General features: G+C 34.6%; 25 protein-coding genes. 17 read left to right on the forward strand and 8 right to left on the reverse strand.

All coding sequences use genetic code 11. From position 1 onward, the window contains the following. Positions 1-36: 36 nt before the first annotated feature. Complete coding sequence (locus NKR20_RS01285; protein WP_253422942.1) at positions 37-684, reverse strand: YfbR-like 5'-deoxynucleotidase; 648 nt, start codon at positions 682-684, stop codon at positions 37-39. Between the two features lie 240 nt (positions 685-924). Here NKR20_RS01285 and NKR20_RS01290 point away from each other — a divergent pair, with 240 nt between their 5' ends. Next, positions 925-1,371 carry a hypothetical protein gene (locus NKR20_RS01290; protein ID WP_253422945.1) on the forward strand — a complete coding sequence of 149 codons (447 nt, stop codon included), beginning with the start codon at positions 925-927 and terminating at the stop codon, positions 1,369-1,371. Positions 1,372-1,523: 152 nt separating this feature from the next. On the opposite strand, the gene NKR20_RS01295 is transcribed toward NKR20_RS01290, so the two are convergent. Beyond that, positions 1,524-1,712 carry a putative motility protein gene (locus NKR20_RS01295; protein ID WP_121213406.1) on the reverse strand — a complete coding sequence of 63 codons (189 nt, stop codon included), beginning with the start codon at positions 1,710-1,712 and terminating at the stop codon, positions 1,524-1,526. 122 nt (positions 1,713-1,834) lie between these two features. Here NKR20_RS01295 and NKR20_RS01300 point away from each other — a divergent pair, with 122 nt between their 5' ends. From NKR20_RS01300 to NKR20_RS01365, 14 genes are all read left to right on the forward strand, one after another. Then, on the forward strand, positions 1,835-2,401 hold the full coding sequence (locus tag NKR20_RS01300; protein WP_253422948.1) for a superoxide dismutase family protein: 567 nt from the start codon (positions 1,835-1,837) through the stop codon (positions 2,399-2,401). Between the two features lie 302 nt (positions 2,402-2,703). Then, entirely contained in the window at positions 2,704-3,720 is a 1,017-nt protein-coding gene (locus NKR20_RS01305) for a TAXI family TRAP transporter solute-binding subunit (RefSeq protein ID WP_253422951.1), read from the forward strand. Between the two features lie 69 nt (positions 3,721-3,789). Further along, positions 3,790-4,308 (forward strand): DUF1850 domain-containing protein, encoded by a 519-nt coding sequence (locus NKR20_RS01310; RefSeq protein ID WP_253422954.1) that lies wholly within the window; start codon positions 3,790-3,792, stop codon positions 4,306-4,308. Continuing rightward, positions 4,295-6,328: a TRAP transporter permease gene (locus tag NKR20_RS01315; protein ID WP_253422957.1), complete on the forward strand. Its 2,034-nt coding sequence runs from the start codon at positions 4,295-4,297 to the stop codon at positions 6,326-6,328. Before NKR20_RS01310 ends, NKR20_RS01315 begins: the two co-directional genes overlap by 14 nt. Before the next feature lie 185 nt (positions 6,329-6,513). After that, complete coding sequence (locus tag NKR20_RS01320; protein ID WP_253422959.1) at positions 6,514-6,660, forward strand: hypothetical protein; 147 nt, start codon at positions 6,514-6,516, stop codon at positions 6,658-6,660. A gap of 208 nt (positions 6,661-6,868) precedes the next feature. Then, positions 6,869-7,852 (forward strand): ring-cleaving dioxygenase, encoded by a 984-nt coding sequence (locus tag NKR20_RS01325; RefSeq protein WP_253422961.1) that lies wholly within the window; start codon positions 6,869-6,871, stop codon positions 7,850-7,852. A 17-nt stretch (positions 7,853-7,869) separates the two neighbouring features. Beyond that, on the forward strand, positions 7,870-8,463 hold the full coding sequence (locus NKR20_RS01330; RefSeq protein ID WP_253422964.1) for an NADPH-dependent FMN reductase: 594 nt from the start codon (positions 7,870-7,872) through the stop codon (positions 8,461-8,463). Positions 8,464-8,590: 127 nt separating this feature from the next. After that, positions 8,591-9,532, forward strand: coding sequence for a ring-cleaving dioxygenase (locus NKR20_RS01335; protein ID WP_253422967.1), 942 nt, complete (start codon positions 8,591-8,593; stop codon positions 9,530-9,532). 18 nt (positions 9,533-9,550) lie between these two features. Beyond that, positions 9,551-10,489: a ring-cleaving dioxygenase gene (locus tag NKR20_RS01340; RefSeq protein ID WP_253422969.1), complete on the forward strand. Its 939-nt coding sequence runs from the start codon at positions 9,551-9,553 to the stop codon at positions 10,487-10,489. A 24-nt stretch (positions 10,490-10,513) separates the two neighbouring features. Beyond that, complete coding sequence (locus tag NKR20_RS01345) at positions 10,514-11,116, forward strand: alpha/beta hydrolase (RefSeq protein WP_253422971.1); 603 nt, start codon at positions 10,514-10,516, stop codon at positions 11,114-11,116. A 198-nt stretch (positions 11,117-11,314) separates the two neighbouring features. Continuing rightward, the gene (locus tag NKR20_RS01350) at positions 11,315-12,427 is read left to right on the forward strand and encodes an amidohydrolase (protein WP_121213422.1); all 1,113 of its coding nucleotides are present in this window, start codon (positions 11,315-11,317) and stop codon (positions 12,425-12,427) included. Positions 12,428-12,472: 45 nt separating this feature from the next. Then, positions 12,473-13,588, forward strand: coding sequence for a mandelate racemase/muconate lactonizing enzyme family protein (locus NKR20_RS01355; RefSeq protein ID WP_253422974.1), 1,116 nt, complete (start codon positions 12,473-12,475; stop codon positions 13,586-13,588). 9 nt (positions 13,589-13,597) lie between these two features. Continuing rightward, positions 13,598-14,287: a GNAT family N-acetyltransferase gene (locus NKR20_RS01360; protein ID WP_253422977.1), complete on the forward strand. Its 690-nt coding sequence runs from the start codon at positions 13,598-13,600 to the stop codon at positions 14,285-14,287. Positions 14,288-14,434: 147 nt separating this feature from the next. Continuing rightward, positions 14,435-14,977, forward strand: a complete 543-nt coding sequence (locus NKR20_RS01365; RefSeq protein ID WP_121213428.1) for an HPP family protein — start codon at positions 14,435-14,437, stop codon at positions 14,975-14,977. Positions 14,978-15,199: 222 nt separating this feature from the next. On the opposite strand, the gene NKR20_RS01370 is transcribed toward NKR20_RS01365, so the two are convergent. Next, the gene (locus NKR20_RS01370) at positions 15,200-15,907 is read right to left on the reverse strand and encodes a Fe-S oxidoreductase (RefSeq protein ID WP_121213429.1); all 708 of its coding nucleotides are present in this window, start codon (positions 15,905-15,907) and stop codon (positions 15,200-15,202) included. Positions 15,908-16,028: 121 nt separating this feature from the next. Between NKR20_RS01370 and NKR20_RS01375 the strand changes: the two genes are divergently transcribed. Beyond that, positions 16,029-16,457: a DUF4395 domain-containing protein gene (locus NKR20_RS01375; protein WP_121213431.1), complete on the forward strand. Its 429-nt coding sequence runs from the start codon at positions 16,029-16,031 to the stop codon at positions 16,455-16,457. 157 nt (positions 16,458-16,614) lie between these two features. On the opposite strand, the gene NKR20_RS01380 is transcribed toward NKR20_RS01375, so the two are convergent. Together NKR20_RS01380 and pepT are read right to left on the reverse strand one after the other, a co-directional pair. Continuing rightward, positions 16,615-17,586 carry a DMT family transporter gene (locus tag NKR20_RS01380; RefSeq protein WP_121213432.1) on the reverse strand — a complete coding sequence of 324 codons (972 nt, stop codon included), beginning with the start codon at positions 17,584-17,586 and terminating at the stop codon, positions 16,615-16,617. A 149-nt stretch (positions 17,587-17,735) separates the two neighbouring features. After that, positions 17,736-18,965 carry a peptidase T gene (gene pepT / locus NKR20_RS01385; RefSeq protein ID WP_121213434.1) on the reverse strand — a complete coding sequence of 410 codons (1,230 nt, stop codon included), beginning with the start codon at positions 18,963-18,965 and terminating at the stop codon, positions 17,736-17,738. 172 nt (positions 18,966-19,137) lie between these two features. Here pepT and NKR20_RS01390 point away from each other — a divergent pair, with 172 nt between their 5' ends. After that, positions 19,138-20,823, forward strand: a complete 1,686-nt coding sequence (locus NKR20_RS01390; RefSeq protein ID WP_253422980.1) for a hypothetical protein — start codon at positions 19,138-19,140, stop codon at positions 20,821-20,823. 20 nt (positions 20,824-20,843) lie between these two features. Here NKR20_RS01390 and NKR20_RS01395 read toward each other — a convergent pair whose 3' ends face one another. The 3 genes from NKR20_RS01395 to NKR20_RS01405 form a co-directional block, all read right to left on the reverse strand. Further along, positions 20,844-21,278, reverse strand: a complete 435-nt coding sequence (locus NKR20_RS01395; RefSeq protein ID WP_253422983.1) for a hypothetical protein — start codon at positions 21,276-21,278, stop codon at positions 20,844-20,846. Between the two features lie 148 nt (positions 21,279-21,426). Further along, entirely contained in the window at positions 21,427-22,161 is a 735-nt protein-coding gene (gene nfsA, locus NKR20_RS01400; protein WP_253422986.1) for an oxygen-insensitive NADPH nitroreductase, read from the reverse strand. Positions 22,162-22,362: 201 nt separating this feature from the next. Beyond that, positions 22,363-22,995, reverse strand: a complete 633-nt coding sequence (locus NKR20_RS01405) for a glycerol-3-phosphate acyltransferase (RefSeq protein ID WP_253422989.1) — start codon at positions 22,993-22,995, stop codon at positions 22,363-22,365. Positions 22,996-22,999 lie beyond the last annotated feature (4 nt).

Here is a 22,999-nt window from a genome sequence, read left to right on the forward strand (position 1 = left end):
TGAAAAATAAAAAAGCCTTCCATCATAGGAAAAGCTTTATTTTTTATTTAATTTATTTAAAATTTCATGTGTTAAAGCTGCAACATTAATTTGAGTATCTTCCTTAATAACATCACTTAAAATTTCGTTTCTAAAATAACGCACACTCACTGGTAGCGGCATTTTCAAAAGATTTTTTAATGCTTGTTGATACATAATGACAAACTCTTTATCCGTATTTCCTCGCTTTAATTCTGCAAAGGACTCATAAAATTGATCGAGTTTATCAGAAAACTCAAGAAGACGACCTTCTAGGGTATTATCTTTTCCTTCTTTCATTCGCATAGAGAAAATTTCCTGAAATTCAGCAGGGATTTCTTCTTTAATGAAATTTTCCATCATTTTTTCCTCTACATGGGCAAGCATTTGTTTTAATTCAACACTTGCATGTTTAACGGGAGTTTTAATGTCTCCAATAAAGACTTCTGCAAAATCATGATTAATTGTTTTTTCATATAATGATTTCCAGTTTACTTTTGCACCGTTCATTTCTTCTAATGTCCCAAAAAACATGGCATATTGAGATACCTTCCATGAGTGTGCAGCAACATTATGTTCTTCAAACTTAAAGCGACCAGGTGCACGGAAAATTCGCTCTAAATCATTTAAGCTTGTGAAAAATTTATGGATACCTATAATGACCACCTCCGATTATTAGTATTAGCACAACTATGTATGCTTCTAATTTGAATAATATAAGGTATTATTTCTAGTGTGTTTGATTTTACAAATATCTAACTAGAAATTAACAGAGTTTACATAAGTAATAATTGTTTAATTTATATATTATGCTCTAAAAGTTGGATTATTACTTGCAATTGTCATGTTTTTATCAAAAAATAGCATTTACCGTGATGATATACTATAGACATTAGAGATGATTGGATGTGTAGAACAGTGTTACATACTATTTTCTTATATTTACATATATTAAGTGCTATTGGATCGATTGGACCGCTATTTGCATTAATACCTATGCTAAAGAAAATGGAAGTGACTGAAGAAGCTGATTTAAGTGGTTTTGTTCAATCATTTCAATATGCGATTAATGTAATTAAACATTTCGGACATGTATTAGTAGTTTCTGGGATATTTCTAATTATTTTAAGCGGTTGGACTTGGACAACATCATGGATCGTATTAACAATTGTTGGGATGATGAGTTCTGTTTTTTATTTAGCCAGAGCCTTTAAACCAACTTTAAAAACTTTTGGCACCACTGATTTTAATAAAGCAACTTTTATAGCTAATCTAAGGAAATCAACATGGTTATATATTGTAATTTTATTAATCGTATTGTGGCTGATGGTGGCAAAACCAAATTTATGGTAAAAATTGTATTTTAATTGTTTATTAAAATATCAAGAAAATGAAAAGGCATTTGTTAATGATTCATTTTAGAAAGCGCTAATTTTTAGCGCTTTTTTATGTCTACCCGATTAAAATGTATTTTTAGATGGGTAAAGTGTAATCCGTAGATATTATTATACTGATACGTCAATTACTGTTCCTTTGTACGGATGGTTTGCTGCAGAAGCTTGTTGTTGTGGTAATTGATTGAGCATTTCGACAGCACTGGCTGCACCCATATTCAATGCTTTATCCATAATAGATAATTGTACAGTATGTTGAAGCTGTGCTACTTGAGCAGACATTATAGAGCTAATATCCATTTGTTTCCCTCCTTTTATCTTTTATCGGTAATCTTTATATTTGGTGAATGGGAAATAAAAACATTACAAGAATATTTTTATACCCCCTTGGTAATACTCACAACGAGGAGGGTTAATAAATTATGTGGAAAAAATTTTTATTATTAAGTGGATTAGCAGTAATTCTAAGTGGATGTAATCTTTTTGGATTTAATAAAGATGAAGAAAAAATTTCAGTAGCTGCACCAGAAGCTTTGCAAGCAACAGCAACTATTATTGATACAAAAGGAAATGAAATTGGTCATATGGAAATGACTGAACGAGATGATGGTGTACAAATATCTCTAGGTGTGAAAGGACTTCCAGAGGGGGGACATGGGTTTCATATACATGAAGTAGGAAAATGTGAAAAACCTACATTCGAGTCAGCTGATGCCCATTTCAATCCAACAGGTAAAAAGCACGGGACTGACAATCCTGCTGGCCCACATCTAGGAGATTTACCGAATATTACACCTGAAGAAGATGGAAATGTTCAAGTTGAATTAGTAGCCAAAGATATAACTCTTAAACCTGGGAAAGAAAATACAATTATTGATGAAGATGGTAGTGCAATTGTAATTCATCAACATCCGGATGATTATGTTACAGATCCATCAGGGAATTCGGGAGATCGTATTGCTTGTGGAGTCATTACACTTAAAAATTAATTATTAAGCTGTAGGAAAAGGGAAGAACGAACCTTTTCTTACAGTTTTTTTATTTTGGAGTTGCAAATACTCTTTAAAAGTCAGTGCATCTGGTTATTCAAAATATGGGTGAGAATAAGATCACTTAAAATTATTGCACTACTTAATATTCTGATAATTATTGAAAATATTGATTTAAAGAGGTTATTTATTTGTTTTTAAGCTATTATTAAATTAGTAGAATATTAAAACATTTGACTTTCCATTAGAATAATAGTTAAATTTATACTGTATGTTACAAATATGTCAGAGGAGGGGTTTTTTTGAAGAAGAATAAGTTTTTATTTTTCGCAATCTTGAGTCTACTTTTACTAGTTTTAGTAGCATGTGGTGGGGAAGAGACGAAGGATACAGAAAGTACTACTGATAACACTACAACAGAGGGGACAACGGAAAAGTCTTCAGAGGAAACTAAATCTGATATTAAATTTTTAAGTTTAGTAACAGGTGGTACTCAAGGTACTTATTATGCTTTGGGAGGTACATTTGCTGACTTAATAACTGATGAAACTGGAATTAAAACAACTGCTGAAGTATCACAAGCTTCTGCTGCAAACGTAAACGCTTTAAAAGATGGTGATGCTGAAATTGCCTTTGTTCAAACAGATATTGCTTACTATGCGAAAAATGGTCAACTTATGTTTGAAGGCGCGGCTGTAGAAGACTTAGTGGCAATCGGTGGTTTATATCCAGAAACAGTTCAGCTTGTAACAACTGAAAAATCTGGAATTACTTCTTTTGAAGATTTAAAAGGTAAAAAAGTATCGGTAGGTGCTCCTGGTTCAGGAACATATGCAAATGCTGAACAATTATTAGAAGTACATGGATTAACGATGGATGATATTCAAGCTCAAAATTTAGATTTCGGTGAATCTACAGATGGATTACAAACTGGCCAAATTGATGCTGCGTTTATTACAGCTGGTTATCCAACGGCGGCTGTAGAAGCTTTAAGTGCAACTACAGACGTTGTAATCGTTCCAGTAGCAGCTGATAAGGCAGAAAGTTTAATTTCAAAATATCCTTATTATGCAACGGATACAGTTCCTGCTGGTACTTATGGGTTAGAAACTGATGTGCCAACTGTTTCTGTACTAGCTATGCTTGCTGTGAAAGCTGATTTACCAGAAGATGTTGCTTATGGAATTACAAAAGCGATTTATGATAACGCAGGTTCAATCAGCCATGCAAAAGGTGCATTTATTAAAGCGGAGACTGCTTTAGATGGAATTGGAATTGATGTTCATCCAGGTGCACAAAAATATTTTGATGAGCAATAATTAATCAGTTATTAAAATGGGGCTTGTAATTGCAAGCCCTATTTTTTTACTAACAATAGAGGTGGTTACATGAAACGAATAGTGGTGGTCATTTCGTTTGGTATTGTAGCTACATGCTTCTTTTTTTTACCAATAGATTTAGTCTTTTCATTTACGGAAACAAGAACAAACCAACCAGAAAAGGTTTATATAAACATCTCAAATGAAAACGAATTTCAAATTAGGTACACCCATTCAATTCATAGGACAGATGTTTTAGAAACCTATGAGATTACGAAGACAAAGGATCTAAAGCTTGTGTCAATGGAATATGAAGACGTATCGATAGGAATGCCTGCATACGCTGAAGAAGGAGAAAGGCTTACGTATGAAAATGGGAGATACATATTGTCTTATGAGGATAAGGTTTTATCAGATTTTACAATATATATAGGAAATATCGATATGGATTTATCGTTTATTTACAATCAACAATCATATAATTTAAAAAAACATTTGGAAAAGGGTAAATCGTACTTGTTCCAAGTCGAAAAAGTTTCGTTATTTGAAAAATGGAAAGGAGCTGTAATGGGAGATGGTAAAGCATAATGAACAGACGAAAGAAGAGCAATTTGAAACATTATCTGCTGAACAACAACAAGCACTCTTAGAAAAATACGACACCGAATCGAATACTCGGCAGTTAAAAGGTGTAGTACATTGGACTATCTTTATACTTCTACTATGTTTTTCATTGTTTCAATTGTATACAGCAATCTTCGGGCAATATACGGCGCCAATCCAGCGAACGATTCACTTAGGATTTGCTTTAACTGCGATATTTTTATTATTCCCAGCTCGTAAAAGGGGACCAAAAACAAAAGTAGCCTTCTATGATTATATTTTGGCTGTATTATCCGTCGTAGTAGGGTCATATTGGACGATAAACTACGATCGTTTAGTAAAAAGTTTAGGTACAATTTCTGATATGGACTTTTATGTAGGTTTAATTGCAGTCTTATTAGTTTTAGAAGCTGCTAGACGTGCAGTTGGCTTACCAATAACGATAATAGCTTCATTCTTCTTAATCTATGCATTTTACGGTCCATATTTCCCAGATTTTTTAGCCCATCGTGGTCAATCGATAGAAAAAATAGTGAATTTAATGTTTTATACAACAGATGGTATTTTAGGAACACCTATTAGTGTATCCGCAACTTATATCTTTGTATTTTTATTATTTGGTGCATTTTTAGTTAAAACAGGAGTGGGGCAGTACTTTAATGATTTAGCTGTTGCAGTTGCCGGAAAGCTTATCGGTGGTCCAGCGAAAGTTGCCATCTTCTCTTCAGCTTTACAAGGTACTATATCCGGAAGCTCTGTTGCAAACGTTGTTACATCTGGTTCATATACAATACCTATGATGAAAAAATTAGGTTATAAGAAAGAATTTGCGGGGGCAGTAGAAGCAGCCGCATCAACAGGCGGACAATTAATGCCACCGATTATGGGGGCAGCAGCATTCTTAATGGTCGAATTTATTGGGCGGGGTATTACCTATTGGGATATTGCAAAAGCAGCAGCAATTCCAGCACTCTTATATTTTACAGGTATTTGGATTATGACACACTTTGAAGCAAAGCGATTAGGTTTACGTGGACTGACTGATGAGGAATTACCAAATCGTAGAGAAGTGTTTAAAAAGATTTATTTATTATTCCCTATTGTATTAATTATCGTGTTAATGCTAGTTGGGGTACCTGTAATGCACGCTGCTCTTTATGGAATTGTTTCTTGTATTATCGTAGGGGCAATTAATAAAGATACACGCCTTGGGTTTAAAGATGTTATTGAAGCGCTAGTTGATGGTGCACGAACTGCATTAGCGGTAGCAGCAGCAACAGCCTGTGCAGGTATTATCGTAGGCGTAGTTGTGAAAACAGGTCTAGGTTTAAGTTTAGCTAATAGTTTAGTAGATTTAGCAGGCGGCAATATTTTATTAACGTTAGTTTTTGTAATGATTGCCTCATTGATACTTGGTATGGGTGCACCAACGACAGCTAACTATGTTATTACATCGACAATAGCAGCTCCAGCAATTATTACATTATTAGCTCCGGATATCGTATCTCAAGAATTAATTCCAATTACAGTATTATTATCAGCACATTTCTTTGTTTTCTATTTTGGTATCATTGCAGATATCACACCACCAGTTGCCCTTGCGGCGTTTGCAGCATCTGGAATATCAGGTGGAGATCCAATTAAAACGGGAGTTAACTCTGCTAAGTTAGCGATAGCTGCTTTTATTATTCCATATATGATTGTCTTTTCTCCAGCTCTGTTGATGATTGATGTAACCATCTTACAAATACTTTGGGTCGTGGTTACAGCAATTATGGGTATGATAGCAATCGGTTCAGCCGTAATTGGATACTGGTATAGGAAGTTGTTATGGTTTGAACGTTTAGTTTTACTTGCTGCTGGTTTAGCAATGATTTATCCAGAGTCACTATCTGATATTACAGGATTAATCGTCTTCGGAATTATGTTTATCGTTCAATTTTTAACGAAACATAAAGGTGAAAATGGCCAGAGAGAAACAAAGTTAGATGCAACTGCAAAATAAATTTTTTAGCTTGTACTTATCGTGCAAGCTTTTTTTATGCATAAAAATATTATTGCCAGAAACTATTCGATTATTGAGATATGTTTAATACTTTTTTTGCATATATAACAAATTTGTATTGTTTTCATTAATTAAAATGGGTAAGATATAAAATATCAGAAAATTCTAACTAAGGGGTGTTTATTATGACGAGTTTACTATTATCCAAGTTTGAAACGTATTTACTGGATGAAGAACAAGAGCAAGATAGTCGTGTGGAGTTAGAATTTGAAACTAAGGAACAATTAGTAGATGTTGAAGAATATCCTCAAGGCTTTTTTTCAAGTTTATAATAACTTATAACGACAAAACCCATAATGGAGTTTGTCGTTTTTTTATCTATTGACAAACATGATAAAAATATGTTAAATTTATTTCGAATTCAAGATAACTGAATTCAAGTGAATTTTTTTGAAGTTATTCGCCAAAAAATGATTTTAATTTCGGATAAATTTTTTTAAGTATATATCTCGAATTCGAGATAAAAATGGAGGAGAAAAATTGAAAGAATTAAAAGGTATTCATCATGTTACAGCCATTACTAGCAGTGCTGAAAAGATATATGAATTTTTCACATATGTATTAGGTTTACGTTTAGTGAAGAAAACTATAAATCAGGATGATATTAAAACATACCATTTATATTTCACCGATGATGTGGGAAGCCCGGGTACAGATATGACGTTTTTTGATTTTCCAGGCATTCCAAAAGGTGTTCATGGAACGAATGAGATATCAAAAACATCCTTCCGTGTACCAAATGATGAAGCGTTAGAGTATTGGGTTAAGCGATTTGATAAATATGAAGTAAAACATCAAGGAATCCAACAACAGTTTGGGAAAAAGATTTTACCGTTTGTAGATTTTGACAATCAAGCTTATCAACTTATTTCAGATGAAGCAAACGAGGGAGTAGAATCTGGCACACCATGGAAAAAGGGACCAATTCCATTAGAATTCGCGATTACCGGACTTGGACCAATTCATGTGCGAACATCATATTTTGATTATTTTAAAGAAGTACTCGAGAAAGTGTTTGTGATGCGTGAAGTTGCACAAGAAAATGCATTTCATCTATTCGAAATGGGTGAAGGTGGAAATGGTGCTCAAGTAATTGTTGAGTATAATACAGTTCTTCCTCAAGCAAGACAAGGTTATGGTTCTGTCCATCATACTGCATTCAGAGTAGATAATCGTGAAGACTTAGAAGCTTGGAAACAACGTCTACACAACTTTAAATTACCAAACTCAGGTTATGTTGAGCGTTACTATTTTGGCTCGCTATACACTAATGTTGCTCCTTCTATCCTTTTTGAGTTAGCGACAGATGGACCTGGATTTATGGGCGATGAACCATACGAAACTCTTGGAGAAAAGTTGTCCCTACCTCCATTTTTTGAAGAGAAACGTGAGCAAATTGAAAAGCTAGTGCGCCCAATTGATACAGTTCGTAGCACTAAACATTTCGAAAAAGAGTATTTGTAAGGAGGTGAATAATAGAAATGGGATTTTTAGATAAACTATTTGGTAATGACCATAAGGAGGAACAAACAATGACAAATTTAAATATCGGAATTATTTTAGGATCAACTCGTGAAGGACGTGTAAGCCCTCAAGTAGGTACATGGGTAAAAGAACTTGCTGAAAAACGCGGAGACGCAAACTATACAATTATTGATATTGCTGATTATAAACTACCATTCTTAGGTGAACCAGGTGGAGATACATCAGGTGTTGCTGCTTGGTCAGAAGCGGTTGCAAAACAAGATGGATTCATCTTTATCGTTCAAGAATACAACCACTCTATTACTGGTGCTCTTAAAAACGCTTTAGACTTCTTACGTGAAGAATGGAATAACAAAGCGGCAGGTATTGTATCTTACGGATCAGTTGGTGGGGCACGTGCAGCAGAACATCTACGTGGAATTTTAGGTGAATTATTAGTTGCTGACGTTCGTGTTCACCCTGCATTATCACTATTCACAGACTTTGAAAACGGTACAGACTTCAAACCGAAAGATGTGCAAGCAGATTCAGTAAATAAAATGTTGGACCAATTAATTCCTTGGGCTACGGCTTTAAAGACAATACGTTAATAAATACTTAGCAACATGTGCAATCGTAAATGCACATGTTGCCTCTTACATAAAGATTGAGCAAATCATTTAAAGAAGTTGAAAGATGTGCTGAGTCGTTATGAAGGAAGAAATTGAGGTGCGAAAAATGGTAAAAATCGCTGGACATCATCATATTTCAATGATTACGAAAAACATTAAAGTAAACAATGAATTCTATCAAACTATACTTGGATTGCGAAGAGTAAAAGTCTCTGTAAATCAAGACAATCCCTCCATGTATCATCTGTTTTATGGAGATTTAATAGGAAGTCCAGGAACAGGCTTAACTTTCTTTGAAATGCCACTTGTCGGAAGAACGCACCGTGGTACAAACGCTATTACTCAAATTGGTTTATTAGTATCTTCCTATGAAAGCCTTGTTTACTGGAAAAAACGTTTTACGCAACTAGGTGTTAAACATGGGGAAATTACAACATATGCAGAGATGGAGGCATTACATTTTGAAGATCCAGACGGCTTAAGGTTAGTTTTATTAAATCATAATGGTAAACCAATCCCACAGCATTGGACTGAATGGAACCATTCGAATGTATCATCCGAGCATCGAATATTAGGTATGGGAAATGTAGAAATCACGGTTCAATCGTTAGAGAGTCTATCAAGTATGTTACAGAATATTTTTGATTACACACTTGTTTCAAAATCTAGTCACCAAGCAATTCTTCAATCCGTTAAAGGGCAAGTATTTGGGGGAATTGTTATCGTTCAACAAGATGGACCAAAAGAAAGACCTGGTCGAGGAAGTGTACATCATTTAGCATTGCGTGTGGAAGATAAAGAACAATTACGATTTTGGGAAAAGAGAATTAAAGACTTTGGCTATAAAATTATGAACCTGACTGATCGCTACTATTTTGAAAGTTTATACTTTAAAGAAAAAAACGGCATTATTTTTGAATTGGCTACAGATGGTCCAGGATTTACAGTTGATACACCAATTGAAGAGCTTGGTAAAAGATTAGATTTGCCACCTTTTTTAGAACCAAAGCGAGCTGAAATTGAAGCGAAGTTAGGACCAATAGAATAAACGCGAGGGGAAATGAAAATGAAAAAACATACAACGGGGATACATCACATTACTGCTATTGTAGGACATCCTCAAGAAAATATTGATTTTTATGCAGGAGTTCTTGGATTACGACTTGTTAAACAAACGGTTAATTTCGATGACCCAGGCACTTATCACCTTTATTTCGGAGAAGAAAATGGAAAACCAGGTACTATCATCACTTTCTTCCCTTGGGCAGATGCTTATCAAGGAAGAATTGGCGATGGGCAAGTGGGAGTTACAACATATGTAGTTCCCGTTGGCGCGATGGATTTTTGGAAAGATCGTTTAACAAAATTTAATATCAGCTATTCCGAAACAGTTCGATTTGGTGAAACCTTTTTACAATTTGATGACCCACATGGATTACACTTAGAACTTGTTGAACGTGTAAGTGGTGAAGACAATGGTTGGACATTCGGAGGAGTGACAAAGGAAGTTGCTATTAAAGGTTTTGGCGGTGCAATACTTTATTCATGTCGTCCTGAAGAAACAGCAGAGACTTTAGTAGAGCTAATGGGTTTAGAGGTAGTTGGTCAAGAAGGTGACTATAAACGTTTTAGAGCAACAGCAGACATTGGGAATATTATTGATTTAAAGATGACAACAGGTGTTCGTGGTAGGATTGGCGTTGGAACAGTTCATCATATTGCTTGGCGAGCAAACGATAATCAAGATCATATTGAATGGCAACAATACTCAATGGATTTAGGTCAACATGTAACAGAAGTAAAGGATCGGAATTACTTTAACTCGATATATTTCCGTGAATCTGGAGAAATATTATTTGAAATTGCCACAGACTCACCAGGCTTTGCACATGATGAAACGCCTGAAACAATGGGAAGTGAATTAAAGTTACCTGCACAATATGAGCATTTACGTGAAAGGTTAAGAGAATCATTAATCCCAATCGAAGTTCGCCCTTTAGATTAATAAAAAAAGTGAGGATGAAATCAAATGCAACATATTTTTAAGCAGGGAACAGATCAAAATAAACCAGTACTTTTACTTTTACATGGAACTGGTGGCAATGAACATAGTTTATTACAGTTGGCAGAAATAATAGACCCAACTGCTCCAGTGTTAAGTGTGAGAGGAAATGTATTAGAAAATGGAATGCCTCGTTTCTTCAAAAGACTTGCTGAAGGGATATTTGACGAGGAAGACTTAATTTTCCGAACAAATGAACTGAATACAGTCTTAGATGAAGCTGCAATCAAGTACGAATTCAATCGGCAAAATATCATGGCGATTGGTTACTCAAACGGGGCTAATATTGCAGCAAGTTTACTATTCCATTATGAGACTGCAATAAAAGGTGCTATCTTACATCATCCGATGGTACCAAGAAGAGGGATACAATTACCGAATTTAGCTGGAACTCATGTATTTATTGCAGCAGGTACAAATGATCCTATTTGCCCGCAACAAGAATCCTTTGAATTACAGGCGTTACTAGAAGAAGCGAATGCATCGGTTGTAATGTATTGGGACAATCATGGACACCAGTTAACAATGGGCGAAGTGCAGGCAGCTAAAGAGTGGTATGAGCATTTATAAAAATTTGACGAAAGGCTAATCGTTATGATTAGTCTTTTATCCTTTTGGGAAAAAGCAAAAGATTAGTAAAAAAGAATGGCAAAATAAATCACTAGTATTCCTCCTTCTATAATTTAAGCTTGATAGGCGGAAGCTGTTAATATTTCTATCATTGTTATGTATAATAGAGAAAGAAATAAAAATTTGAGGTGCACTTATATGAGCCAAATAAAAACTTATGAAGAAGTCATCTATGGTTGGTTTGACTATTTTCATGAAAATCCAGAAGTTAGCTGGAAAGAATTTGAGACGACTAAAAAAATCGCTTCTATATTAGATGAATTAAAAGTTTCATATAAACTCTTTTCTGATGTTACTGGACTTGTTGCAGAAATCGGTGAAGGAGAGGAAATAATAGCAGTAAGAGCTGATATCGATGCTCTATGGCAGGATGTAGATGGTATCATGAAGGCGAACCATTCCTGTGGCCATGATGCAAATATTTCAATGGTTTTAGGTGCATTACTTCAATTAAAAGATTTACCATTAAAAAAACGTATTCGCTTTATTTTCCAACCTGCTGAGGAAACAGGTGGGGGAGCAATAGAAATGGTGAAACACGGTGTTGCTGATGGTGTTTCGCATTTATTCGGAATTCATTTAAGACCAATCGAAGAGCTTCCATTTGGAAAAGTTACTCCAGCAATTCACCATGGTGCCGCATTATTTTTAAATGGTACAATTCATGGAGTGGATGCCCATGGCGCAAGACCGCATCAAGGTAAAAATGCAATTGATGTAATTGTTGCAATACAGCAAATGCTTAAAAATATTTATATCAACCCATTTGAAGTATATAGTGCTAAATTAACGAAAGTGGTTGCAGACGGTGGAAGTACGAATATAATCCCGGGTAATGCAACATTTTCTATGGACGTTCGCGCACAGAAAAATGCGACATTGGATGAATTACAAAAGAGAATTGAAGAAGGCTTCAAGGCTATAATGAATATGTTCGGAACACAAATTCAATGGGATTGGATAGATAGAACTCCGGGTGCCGAAGTTTCAGAAGAAGCTGCGCATATTGTAGAAGCATCCATTATCGAGACTTTAGGAATTGAACACTTAGCAAAACCAATTTCTACTACTGGTAGTGACGATTTCCATTTCTATACAGTTTTAAAACCGGAATTAAAAGCAGCAATGATTGGTATTGGTGCTGATTTAGCGCCAGGTCTTCATCATCCTAAAATGACGTTTAACAAAGAAGCGTTAATTACAGGTGCAAAAGTATTAACAACAACATTAAAGAATGCAGCAAAAGGATAATAAAAAATACCTCAGTGTGAGACTAGAAAAGGATGTTATCGAATTATGAAAATTAAACAAGTTGAAATCTTTGAAGTTAACTTGCCATTAATTAAGCCATTTATTATAAGCTATGCGACTTACCCACATATTCGATCAATAATCGTAAAACTAACTACAGAGTGTGGTGTTGTAGGTTGGGGCGAATCAGTCCCAGACGAACATATTACTGGAGAAACACCGGAATCTACCTATGCCATGTTAAAAAATACATTGGCACCAGCAATTGTTGGACAAAACCCAATGGAATTTGAAAAAATCCATGAACTTATGGATAAAACGGTACACAGAGCACCTGCAGCAAAAGCTGCAATCGATATTGCATGTTATGATATCGCAGGGAAAAAGTTAGGTGTACCAGTTTATCAATTACTTGGTGGACGGTATCATGAAAAATTCCCGGTTACACATGTACTAAGTATAGATGAACCGGAGAAAATGGCTGATGAAGCTGAAGAAAAAATAAAAGAAGGATACCGTTCATTTAAAATGAAGGTTGGTCTAGATGTTGCAGGTGACGTGAAGCGTATTCAAGCTGTTCGCGAACGTGTTGGTGATGACATTGCAATTCGCGTAGACGTAAACCAAGGTTGGCTCAACAGTGCAAACACACTTCAAGCATTACGCAAACTAGAATCTCTTGATTTAGATTGGTTAGAACAGCCAGTAGTGCAAGATGATATCGATGCAATGGTAGAGATAAAGTCTAAAACATCTGTACCACAAATGATTGATGAAGGCATCCGTGATATGTATGATCTACGTCAAATTATTGCAAAACGCGCGGCTGATAAAATCAATATCAAGCTTATGAAATGTGGCGGAATTTATCCTGCTATGAAGTTAGCGCATATGGCGGAAATGGCCGGTATTGAATGTCAAATTGGTTCAATGGTGGAATCTTCAATCGGTTCAGCGGCAGGATTCCATGTAGCCTTTTCTAAAAAAATTATTAAGAGTGTTGAATTAACAGGTCCTGTGAAATTTACGAAAGATATTGGGGATTTAAAAGAAAGTTACATCATTCCTTATATTCAATTAAACGAAAAACCTGGTTTAGGTCTTAGCATAGATGAAACAATTCTTGCCGAGCTTACCCAAAATTCAGAGATAGTGGAGTAGGTGAGAATTATGAAGACTATTCATGAAGGATTATTAGGAGACAAGCCGTATTATGTATCTGTTTTAAATAAAAGCCATTTACCTGAAGTGTTGGAGTTACAAGATTTAGTATGTGAAGCTCTTACAGACAAAGACATACTACAACCACTTTCAGAAGAAGAATTTGAATTTATTTTAGAGGGCAATGGAATTATGATTGGTGCTTTTGCTGATGCTAAATTAATCGGCTTCCGTGCGCTTCTTATTCCTCCGATAGATGATGAACATTTAGGATATGATATTGGGCTAGAAAAAGAGTCGGAATTAAAACGAGTTTTATACCAAGAAATCTCAAGTGTTAATCCGAATTATCGAGGGTTTGGTCTACAAAAAACATTAGCTTCTGTTATTATGAAGCAAATTGATACAGATTCCTTCGATTACGTAGCAACAACAGTGATGCCATACAATATTCCAAGTTTAAAGGACAAGTTCTCTCAAGGATTCTACATTGTAGCTCTAAAATATATTTATGGTGGAAAATTACGTTACGTTTTTGCTCTTGATTTACGAGGAGAACCTCATTATGAAGAGGAAGTTGTGACTATCTCAATGGGCGATGTAGAAGCACAGCAAAGATTATTGAGTGAAGGATTTGTCGGTGTTCGAATGAAACAACTTGCGGAAGATTGGGTAGTAGAATATCAAAAAATTAAATAGTAATTAATAAGAAGCTATCTATTGGTAGCTTCTTATTATTTTTTCTCCTTTTGTTGCAATTTTTAAAGAATTCCTAAAATAGTTCTACCATATTCCATATTAAAATGATAGAATTTATAAAAATTAATAACTAGGAAAGTGAATACATTGGAGAATAAAACAACAGTAAACGAACATTATCTTAAAACGCTAATTAGTAAAATGACTGGATATTCAAAAAGCAATAGTCGTACCTCTGTTTCAGATGCTATGATTGCTGCGGTAGGGGCATTTTGCTGTGTATTGCCAGTCTTCGTTTTAACTGAATATACAAATTCAATTTGGTTTATCGCATCTTTTGGGGCAAGTATAATGCTTGTCATTGCGGCGTGGAATGCACCTGTAGGACAACCTCGGAATGTTATAGGAAGTTATCTCATTGCATCAATTATTAGTTTAACAATATCTACTCAATTTGGATCGTCACCAATTTTAATCAGCCTTGCTCTATGTTTGACCATCTTTTTCATGCTATTAGCGAGAACATTTCATCCACCAGCATGTGGGAATACGATAATCATAATGATGGGGGACTATGGCTGGGATTTTATTTTTCACCCAGTTTTACTTGGGACAATAATCATTGTTATTTTCGCTCTTATTATTAATAACTTACATCCAAAAAGGAAATATCCAATGTATTGGTGGTGAGGGTGCGTCTGAAAGTTTATTTTTGAGACGCACCCTTTGTGACTGTCGCTTCGCTTTCGTCCAGATAAATTGCGACGAGGATGGTGTCAACCACCGCAGGAGCACAATTTCTGTAACGAGTATTGTTAAAAACACCACAGAATAATACTTTTTAGAATTCATTTACATAAGTTATTGAAAAGGGATATGCAGAATCATAAACTCTGCACATCCCTTTTATTTTTACTTCATCGGACAAAACTCACAAGCAGTTAGTCCTGGTATATCCTTTGAAAAACAACAACTTTTTCGTAATGGTTGATTGACTAAACTTGAAGGATTCTTTCCACCTGTATATTGATAAAACAAGGACTTGCTAGAAAACAACTCCCAAGTTTCTTCATCTTCAAGTATTTCGATATCTTCAAATGCGCGGTCTGCTAATAAAGGATTTTCTAATAGTTCATGGTAATTCCATAACATGTAACCAAAGACATTTTCCCATAAAGTTAATGGGGACACAGAAGTTGCTTTTCGTAGCTGTTGAAAAACTAAATGACATTGAATTAATAGTTTTTTAATTACCGAACTTCTTTCTTTATCCTCCACATAACGAAAATCCTTTGGCGTAATAAAAGTTCCAAGTGTATTATTCCCGTATTCGTTAATAAGACTAAAACGCACATCATCTAATTTGCCGTCCCAGATTTCATCATAAACAGCCAACATATAAAATTGCATCGCTACAAACATTCCATAACGGCGGCCAAAATGAGAAATAGCAGCTGCTTCTGTTGTCGCCTGTGTAATGCCCATCATTAAATTTCTGAAGTCTTTAATAAAAAAGTCTTTATGTAAATTTTCTAATGTGAATAGTGTTCGTTCAGTATCTTCTGTAAAAACGCTATATGAATTCAAAATTCTTATTTGATCGTACGTTAACGCTGGCATTTCCTTCACCTTCCTTACCATTACTATATCATTTTTTAATAAATCGATGAATTTTTTTACTATACAAATAGAGGGAAATATAATAAAATAAATAAAACAAATTGGAAAGGTGGGGATTTAGGTGTCGCAAATACTATCTATACCACGTCCACTTGTTAGAATGAACCAATGGACAATATTTTTATCAGTTATTCTCACTTGGTTAACAGGAGAAGTTTGGATTCTTATTATTCCACTTATCGCAAATTTGATGGGTGTATTGTTTAACTATAATCCAGTAATGAAGTTTGCACGATTGTTTTTAATCAAAGAAGGAAAGAGCTATGTTCCTGAAGATGTAACACAACAAAAATTTAATGCTTGTATTGCAATAGCTTGTTTAGCTTTTGGATTATTGAGTTTTTTAATTGGATGGAATGTTTTAGGTTATGTATTTACAGTAATGGTTGCTCTTGCATCATTTATTGCGATTTTGGGATTTTGCATAGGATGTTTTCTATTTTTCCAAATTAAGCAATATCAATATAGAAGATCTTTAAAGAATTCCTAATAAAATGTGCTAAAAACAGTTGACTTTATAAATGAAAATGATTATCATTACCATATAGAAAGAAATAAACAAAAGATTTGAAAAGGTTTATCTCTAAACATAACATAAGGCAACGTTCCCCCCCTAATAAAACGTTACTTAAATGAAAAGGCCAAGCTCATCCTTGAAGCTCGGCCTGTTTTTCTTTTATATTGGATTTTTTCGCTACTAGCATTGTGTGGTAACTGTGGAGAATCATTCCAACAATAATAATACCTATACCTGTTAATGCAATTGCATTTGGGAGGGGGGCGCCTAGTATTAACATTTCGCCAATAATTACAAACAGCACTTGTGTCGATTGTGTTGCTTCTACCGCTGCCAGTTTACCTTGATCGCCTCTGGAACGATCTGTTGCAATAAAGAATAATACGGTTGCAATTACGCCCGAACTAACTCCGATTATAAGAGATTGCAATATTTGGCTAGGAGTAGGGAGGCCAACAGTAAACAATGCTATAACGCCTAGTACAATCCAACTTGGTAAGGAGGCAATGGTCATACCTAAAACTCGTTGAAACGTATCAAGTCGACCACCACATAATTCCATCATTTTTCTATTCCCCAAAGGATAAGCGAAAGCTGCAACTAATACCGGCAAAATTCCTAAAAGTAAAATACTAGGAGATACGGATTTAGCTTGTGGAATTTGAATGAATAATATTCCTATTAAAATAACACTTGAAATTAATAGAGAAGTAACAGGTATCTTTTGACGCACTTTTTTACCATTAATCATTGATGTGAAAAGTGGTGCTAATAAAACGCCCGCTACGATTGTTAATTGCCAAGTACCTGATACAAGCCAACCTGGTCCGAAAGCAGCTGCATAGGTGAGGGGAGCGTAAAATAGTACAAAACCTACAAAACTCCAAAGCAACCATTTAATTGGTTGACCTTTCATTTCATGTGATAATGGTTTTAACCCTTTTCGAGATAAGACAATCACGAATAAAAAGGGAAGCATAAAGAAATACCGTAGAGATGAACTCCAAAGCCAACTCCCGCCCTCCAATTCCATTGATCGATTTAAAATAAAGGTAACCGCAAAAAATATTGAAGCTAAAATACCTATAGTAATCTCTTTCAATCTATCAACCTACTTCCTAAATGTAATAGCAGGAATACCTTTCTTAAATAAACCTAAGTATACTGTAAGATAATAAAAAATTCTAAGGGTTCTGAATTTTATAATTAAAAAATAGCGAAGTAAGCTATATACTTACTTCACATAACTAATTATTTTCCTTGTGCTTCGAATAATTGAACAATTTCTAAAATAACTTTCGTTGCTTTTTCCATCGTTTCACCTGAGACAAATTCAAATTTGCCATGCATGTTTTCTCCACCAGCAAAAATATTTGGTGTTGGTAAGCCCATAAATGATAATTGAGAACCGTCAGTACCACCACGAACTGGTTCAACAATCGGTGTAATACCTAAATTCTCCATTGCTTTATGTGCAATATCTACAATTTCTTTTACTGGCTCAATTTTTTCACGCATGTTGTAATATTGATCTTCAATTTCTACTGTGATTGAATCTTCACCAAATCTTTCTTTCATAAACTTTTCTAATTCAAAGAAATGAGCCTTTTTTGCTTCGAATTTTTCTCGATCGTGATCACGAATAATGTATGAAAGTTGAGCTTCTTCAATTCGACCATTAAAGTTCATTAAATGAATAAAACCTTGATAACCTTCAGTCTTTTCCGGAACAGCATCTGATGGCATACCGTTTTGGAATTTAACTGCTAAAGTGATGGCATTGACCATTTTATTTTTTGCTGATCCTGGGTGTACACTCGTTCCTCGAATAGTAACCTTTGCCGCAGCTGCATTAAAACTTTCATATTGAAGTTCGCCAAGTGGACCACCATCCATAGTGTAGGCAAAATCTGCACCGAAAGCTTTCACATCAAATTTATGAGGACCACGACCAATTTCTTCATCAGGTGTAAATGCAACTCGGATCTTTCCGTGTTTGATTTCAGGGTGTTGAACTAAGTATTCCATTGCTGTCATGATTTCAGCAATTCCAGCTTTATCATCTGCTCCTAAAAGCGTAGTACCATCTGTTGTAATAAGTGTTTGACCAACATAGTTCTTTAAATTAGGGAAGTAATTTGGTGACATGATTAAGTTATCATTTAATTGGATATCCCCACCATCATAATTATCGATACGTTGAGGATTTACATTTGTACCAGAAAAGTCGGGAGATGTATCTACATGAGCTAAAAAACCTATTGTCGGCACTTCTTTATCTGTATTTGCAGGTAATGTTGCAAACAAATAACCATTTTCATCAAGTGTAATTTCTGTTAGACCAATTTCCGCAAGTTCATCTTTTAAAACATTTAATAAATCAAATTGCTTTTTAGTTGATGGAGTTGTGGAACTTTCCGGATCAGATGTTGTATCAATTTTTGCATATCGAATTAACCGTTCAATTACTTTCTCTTTCATGGAATGTCCTCCTTAAATGGTTGTTACATTTATTGTAACATTTTTACTTCGGATAACGGAATAATTTGTAAAGATGTATGAACACTTTAACATTATAAATTATTTAATTTTATATGAAACTAATTAGCTCCTAATTACGTAAATCAGTTAATTAAAAGAAAGGGTGGTTTAAGTGACTCAATTGTTATTAACAGCAGTAATAGCTGCGTTTGTCACGACACTTCTTCTTGTTCCGCTCTCGAAAAAGGTGCAAAAAGGGGAAATTAGCAGCAAACAACTGGCGAATTCATTTATTTTCGTTCTAATAGCAAGTTTTATATTAATTGTTGCAATTATTTACATTACTAAAATTGATCTGCATTGGACGATTTTTGCGTATGCATTACCAATCATCGCTCTCTTAGGAGCAATCATCTCATCAGGTATAGAACAAACATTTAAAGGTTTAATCTTTTTATTAAGTTTGATCGTTCTTGGCTATATGTTATCTGCTCCGGTTTGGAATGCGAATGATAAGTATGAATCTGCAAAAATGGAGGAAAAGGTTGAAATTGAACCATTTGATGAAACAAAAACTCCAGCAAGTGTACCACCACGTTTTGCAGAAAATAAAATGAAAAAAGCATTTGGGCAAGTCCCAAATACTAGTTACTATGAACTTGGTAATTTACAAATACAAAAGGTAAATGGTGAATTTGTTTATATTGCACCAGTTGAGTTTTCCGGATTCTTTAAATGGTTCACAGGAAAAACAACACCAGGCTATTTTACAATGAGCGCTACTGATTCAACAGACAATCCAAAGTTTGTTCAATATGAAATGACTTATGTACCTTCAGCATTTTTAAATAAAAATTTAGAGCGACATATTCGTTTGCAAAACCCAACGTTAATTTTCTACGGAGAACCACAGCTTGAAATCGATGACGATGGAAAACCGTACTATATCCGCTCTTATGGTAATTTCATTTCTGCTCGAAATGGTTTTGATGTGAAGGGAATCGTTATGGTGGATGCGGCAACTGGTGATTCAGAGAATTTAACAATAGATGAAGTACCAGAGTTTATTGATGGTGCGGTTTCACCAGAAGCGGTAAGTTTACAAAATAGCTATTTTGGTAAATATGTTCATGGCTTCTGGAATAGTATGTTTGGTAAAAAGGACGTGAAGTTACCTTCAGATGAAGGAACAGAAGCAAATGTTAGTCCTATCTTTAATGAGAATGGGGAAATGTACTACTTCACTGATTTCACGAGTCCAAAAGAGGGCGTAGATTCAATGCTTGGCTATTCTTTAACTCATGCAAGAACAGGTGAAGCAACGTATTATACAGGTAACTTGGAAGAATCATATATGGATTCTCAAGGTGCTTTAGATATTATTGAGAAAAAGTTTATTGAAAAGGAATGGCAAGGTGAAATGCCGATTCTTTATAACTTCTATGGCGAAGCAAGTTGGCTAGCACCAGTATTAGACTCAAACGGTTTTTTACAAAACTACTTTATTGTATCAGCTGCAAATCCTGAAATTTCCGCATATGGTGTAACACCGAACGAAGCGTTGAAACAGTATAAGACAGCGCTAAGAAGAGGTGGGGGATCTGTGGATGGAACTTCAAGTGCTGAAGAAGCTACAATTTCAGGTGAGGTTGTACGTGTTTATAAAGAACGTGTAGGGGATTATACAGTTGTTTCGTTCTTATTGAACACTGGGCAAAACTTTATAGTAAGTTCTCAAAATACACCACTTTCAATTTATTTACAAGAAGGTGACAAGGTTGTAGTAATATACTACAATACGAAAGAATTATTCCTCCCTGTAAAAGAGATGGAAATCGAAGGTGTTGTATCTAACTAAAAAAAGAGAAAAACCGGGCATTATCTTGTCAGGTTTTTCTCTTTTTCATTGAGATAATCTATCAATCGTTGTTTTCTTAACTGGACATGTTCTTTTGTGTAAGGTTTTAATTTATCAAACAGATCCTTTTTCTTTTGTAATATCTGTCGCTCATGTACAAAGCGACTTTCTAGTTCGTGTTTAAAAATATATTCTAAATGGAAAATTTGCATCAATGCCACTTCAGGGCTTTCCAAATTGTAGATAAATTTAATATTCCAAACCGTTGTATAAGAAATATATTGATTTACAAAATCAGTAATGTGTTTATAGGCTTCTTTATTAATTTTCAATTCTATATTTTTGTGAAGTTTTGCAAGTTCTAAATTAATGTCTGCTAAAACACGATAATAATGTCGTATTTTTTTATTCTGTTGTCTCTCTAAAGACAATGCGACCTGTCTATTTTGATACATCTATAACACCCCTTTAAACTTACAAATAATACTAGTAGTTTATCAAAGTTATCGGGGAATTATTAGATTACTATATTACCGTATTTATGTAAAAGAGAACCTACCATTTAACTATATAAACAGGTAAGTTCTCCCTATAAATTCTTATTTATTTCCAATTAAATCCTTTTGATGCTAAAAACTCTTTCATGTAAGGACGTTTTTGCTCAATTAAATAATCCGCCATCTGTTTTGTCCAATTAGACATCTTTTGGTTTGAACTGCGACTTGCATAGTAGTTCTCCATAATGGAATCGTATTCATCTAACAGTTCATTGTATTTTTCTGTATCGTAACTATTTTCATGAAGGATTGCTCCTACAGGTAATCTTGGTTTTGTTTCGTTGCGTTTTGTAGGTTTTCCAATTGTCATAGCAAAGAGTGGGAAAACGTAATCTGGTAAATTGAATAATTCACTAATTTCAGCAGGGTTGTTACGTGCACCCCCGATATAACAAATACCATAACCTTCTGCTTCTGCAGCGATTACGAAGTTTTGAGCAAAAATTGCTACATCTGCAACCCCAACAAGTACATTTTCAGCACTGTCTGCTACAATCTCAACTCCATGTTTTTGCCCCGCCATTTGAAGACGTTTAAAGTCTACACAAAATAAAAATGAAGCACCTGCTGTTTTAAACTGAAATTCATTCTTAGATAGTTCACCTAGTTTTTGTTTCTTTTCTTCATCAGTTACCCAAATAACACTATAGGCTTGAACAAAATGGGAACTTGCTGCCATTTGTGCAGTTTCGATTAGATCAATAACCGTTTCTTTCGGAATTTGTTCTCCAGTGTATTTTCGAACAGATGAATGACTACGTAATACCTCTTTAACTGACATACTAAAACTCCCCTTTGTATGTAATGTAGTAAATAGAATAATTTAGAGAAATATTCCCTATAAAGCTATATTAGACTATTTTGAAATGTAATACAAAATAGGGGATTGAGGGTAATTTCAAAATGTGTTTTACCGAGGAGGAAGGAGAGGTGAAAAGCCGTAAAGTTAATTTGAAGTTAAATTTACGGCATTTTTGTTAATTTATGGTTTTTTGTTAAAAGCAGACGTAATTTTTGGTTCTGTTCCTAAACGCATTCGGTTTAGATTTTCAACATGTAAGATGATTGCTATAATGAATAAAGATAATGTTATGAAAAATGGCCAGATTGTTGGTTCTTGTATGATAGCAGTTATAGCAAATATCAAATAAAGGGCAAATACACCGATAATTAAATAATTTGATATAAGGGAAATGACAATAAGAAGCAATACTGCAATTAACCCCATCTGCCAGTTAAGTGTAATGAATATGCCGATTAAAGATGCAGTACCTTTTCCACCGCGGAAATTCATATGGACGGGGAAATTATGTCCTAAAATAACAGCGGCTCCGATGGAATAAAGAAGTATTGAAATTTGCTCTGTGGTAAAGGTTGTATAATTTAAAAGTAAAAATTGACCAAGAATGATTGCGACGATCCCTTTACCAATATCAATTATTCCAACAAGTACACCATATTTCCATCCGAGAGATAATACTGCATTTGATGCTCCGGCATTTCCATGACCAACTTCTTTCAAATTTACACCGGATAATAATTTAGCGAAGTTAGAACCATGAATGCATCCGATTAAATAACCAACTATAAGAACGGAAAACAAAGTAACTAGCATTCTG

Source organism: Ureibacillus endophyticus (assembly GCF_024159215.1).
Classification (GTDB): Bacteria; Bacillota; Bacilli; order Bacillales_A; family Planococcaceae; genus Ureibacillus; species Ureibacillus endophyticus.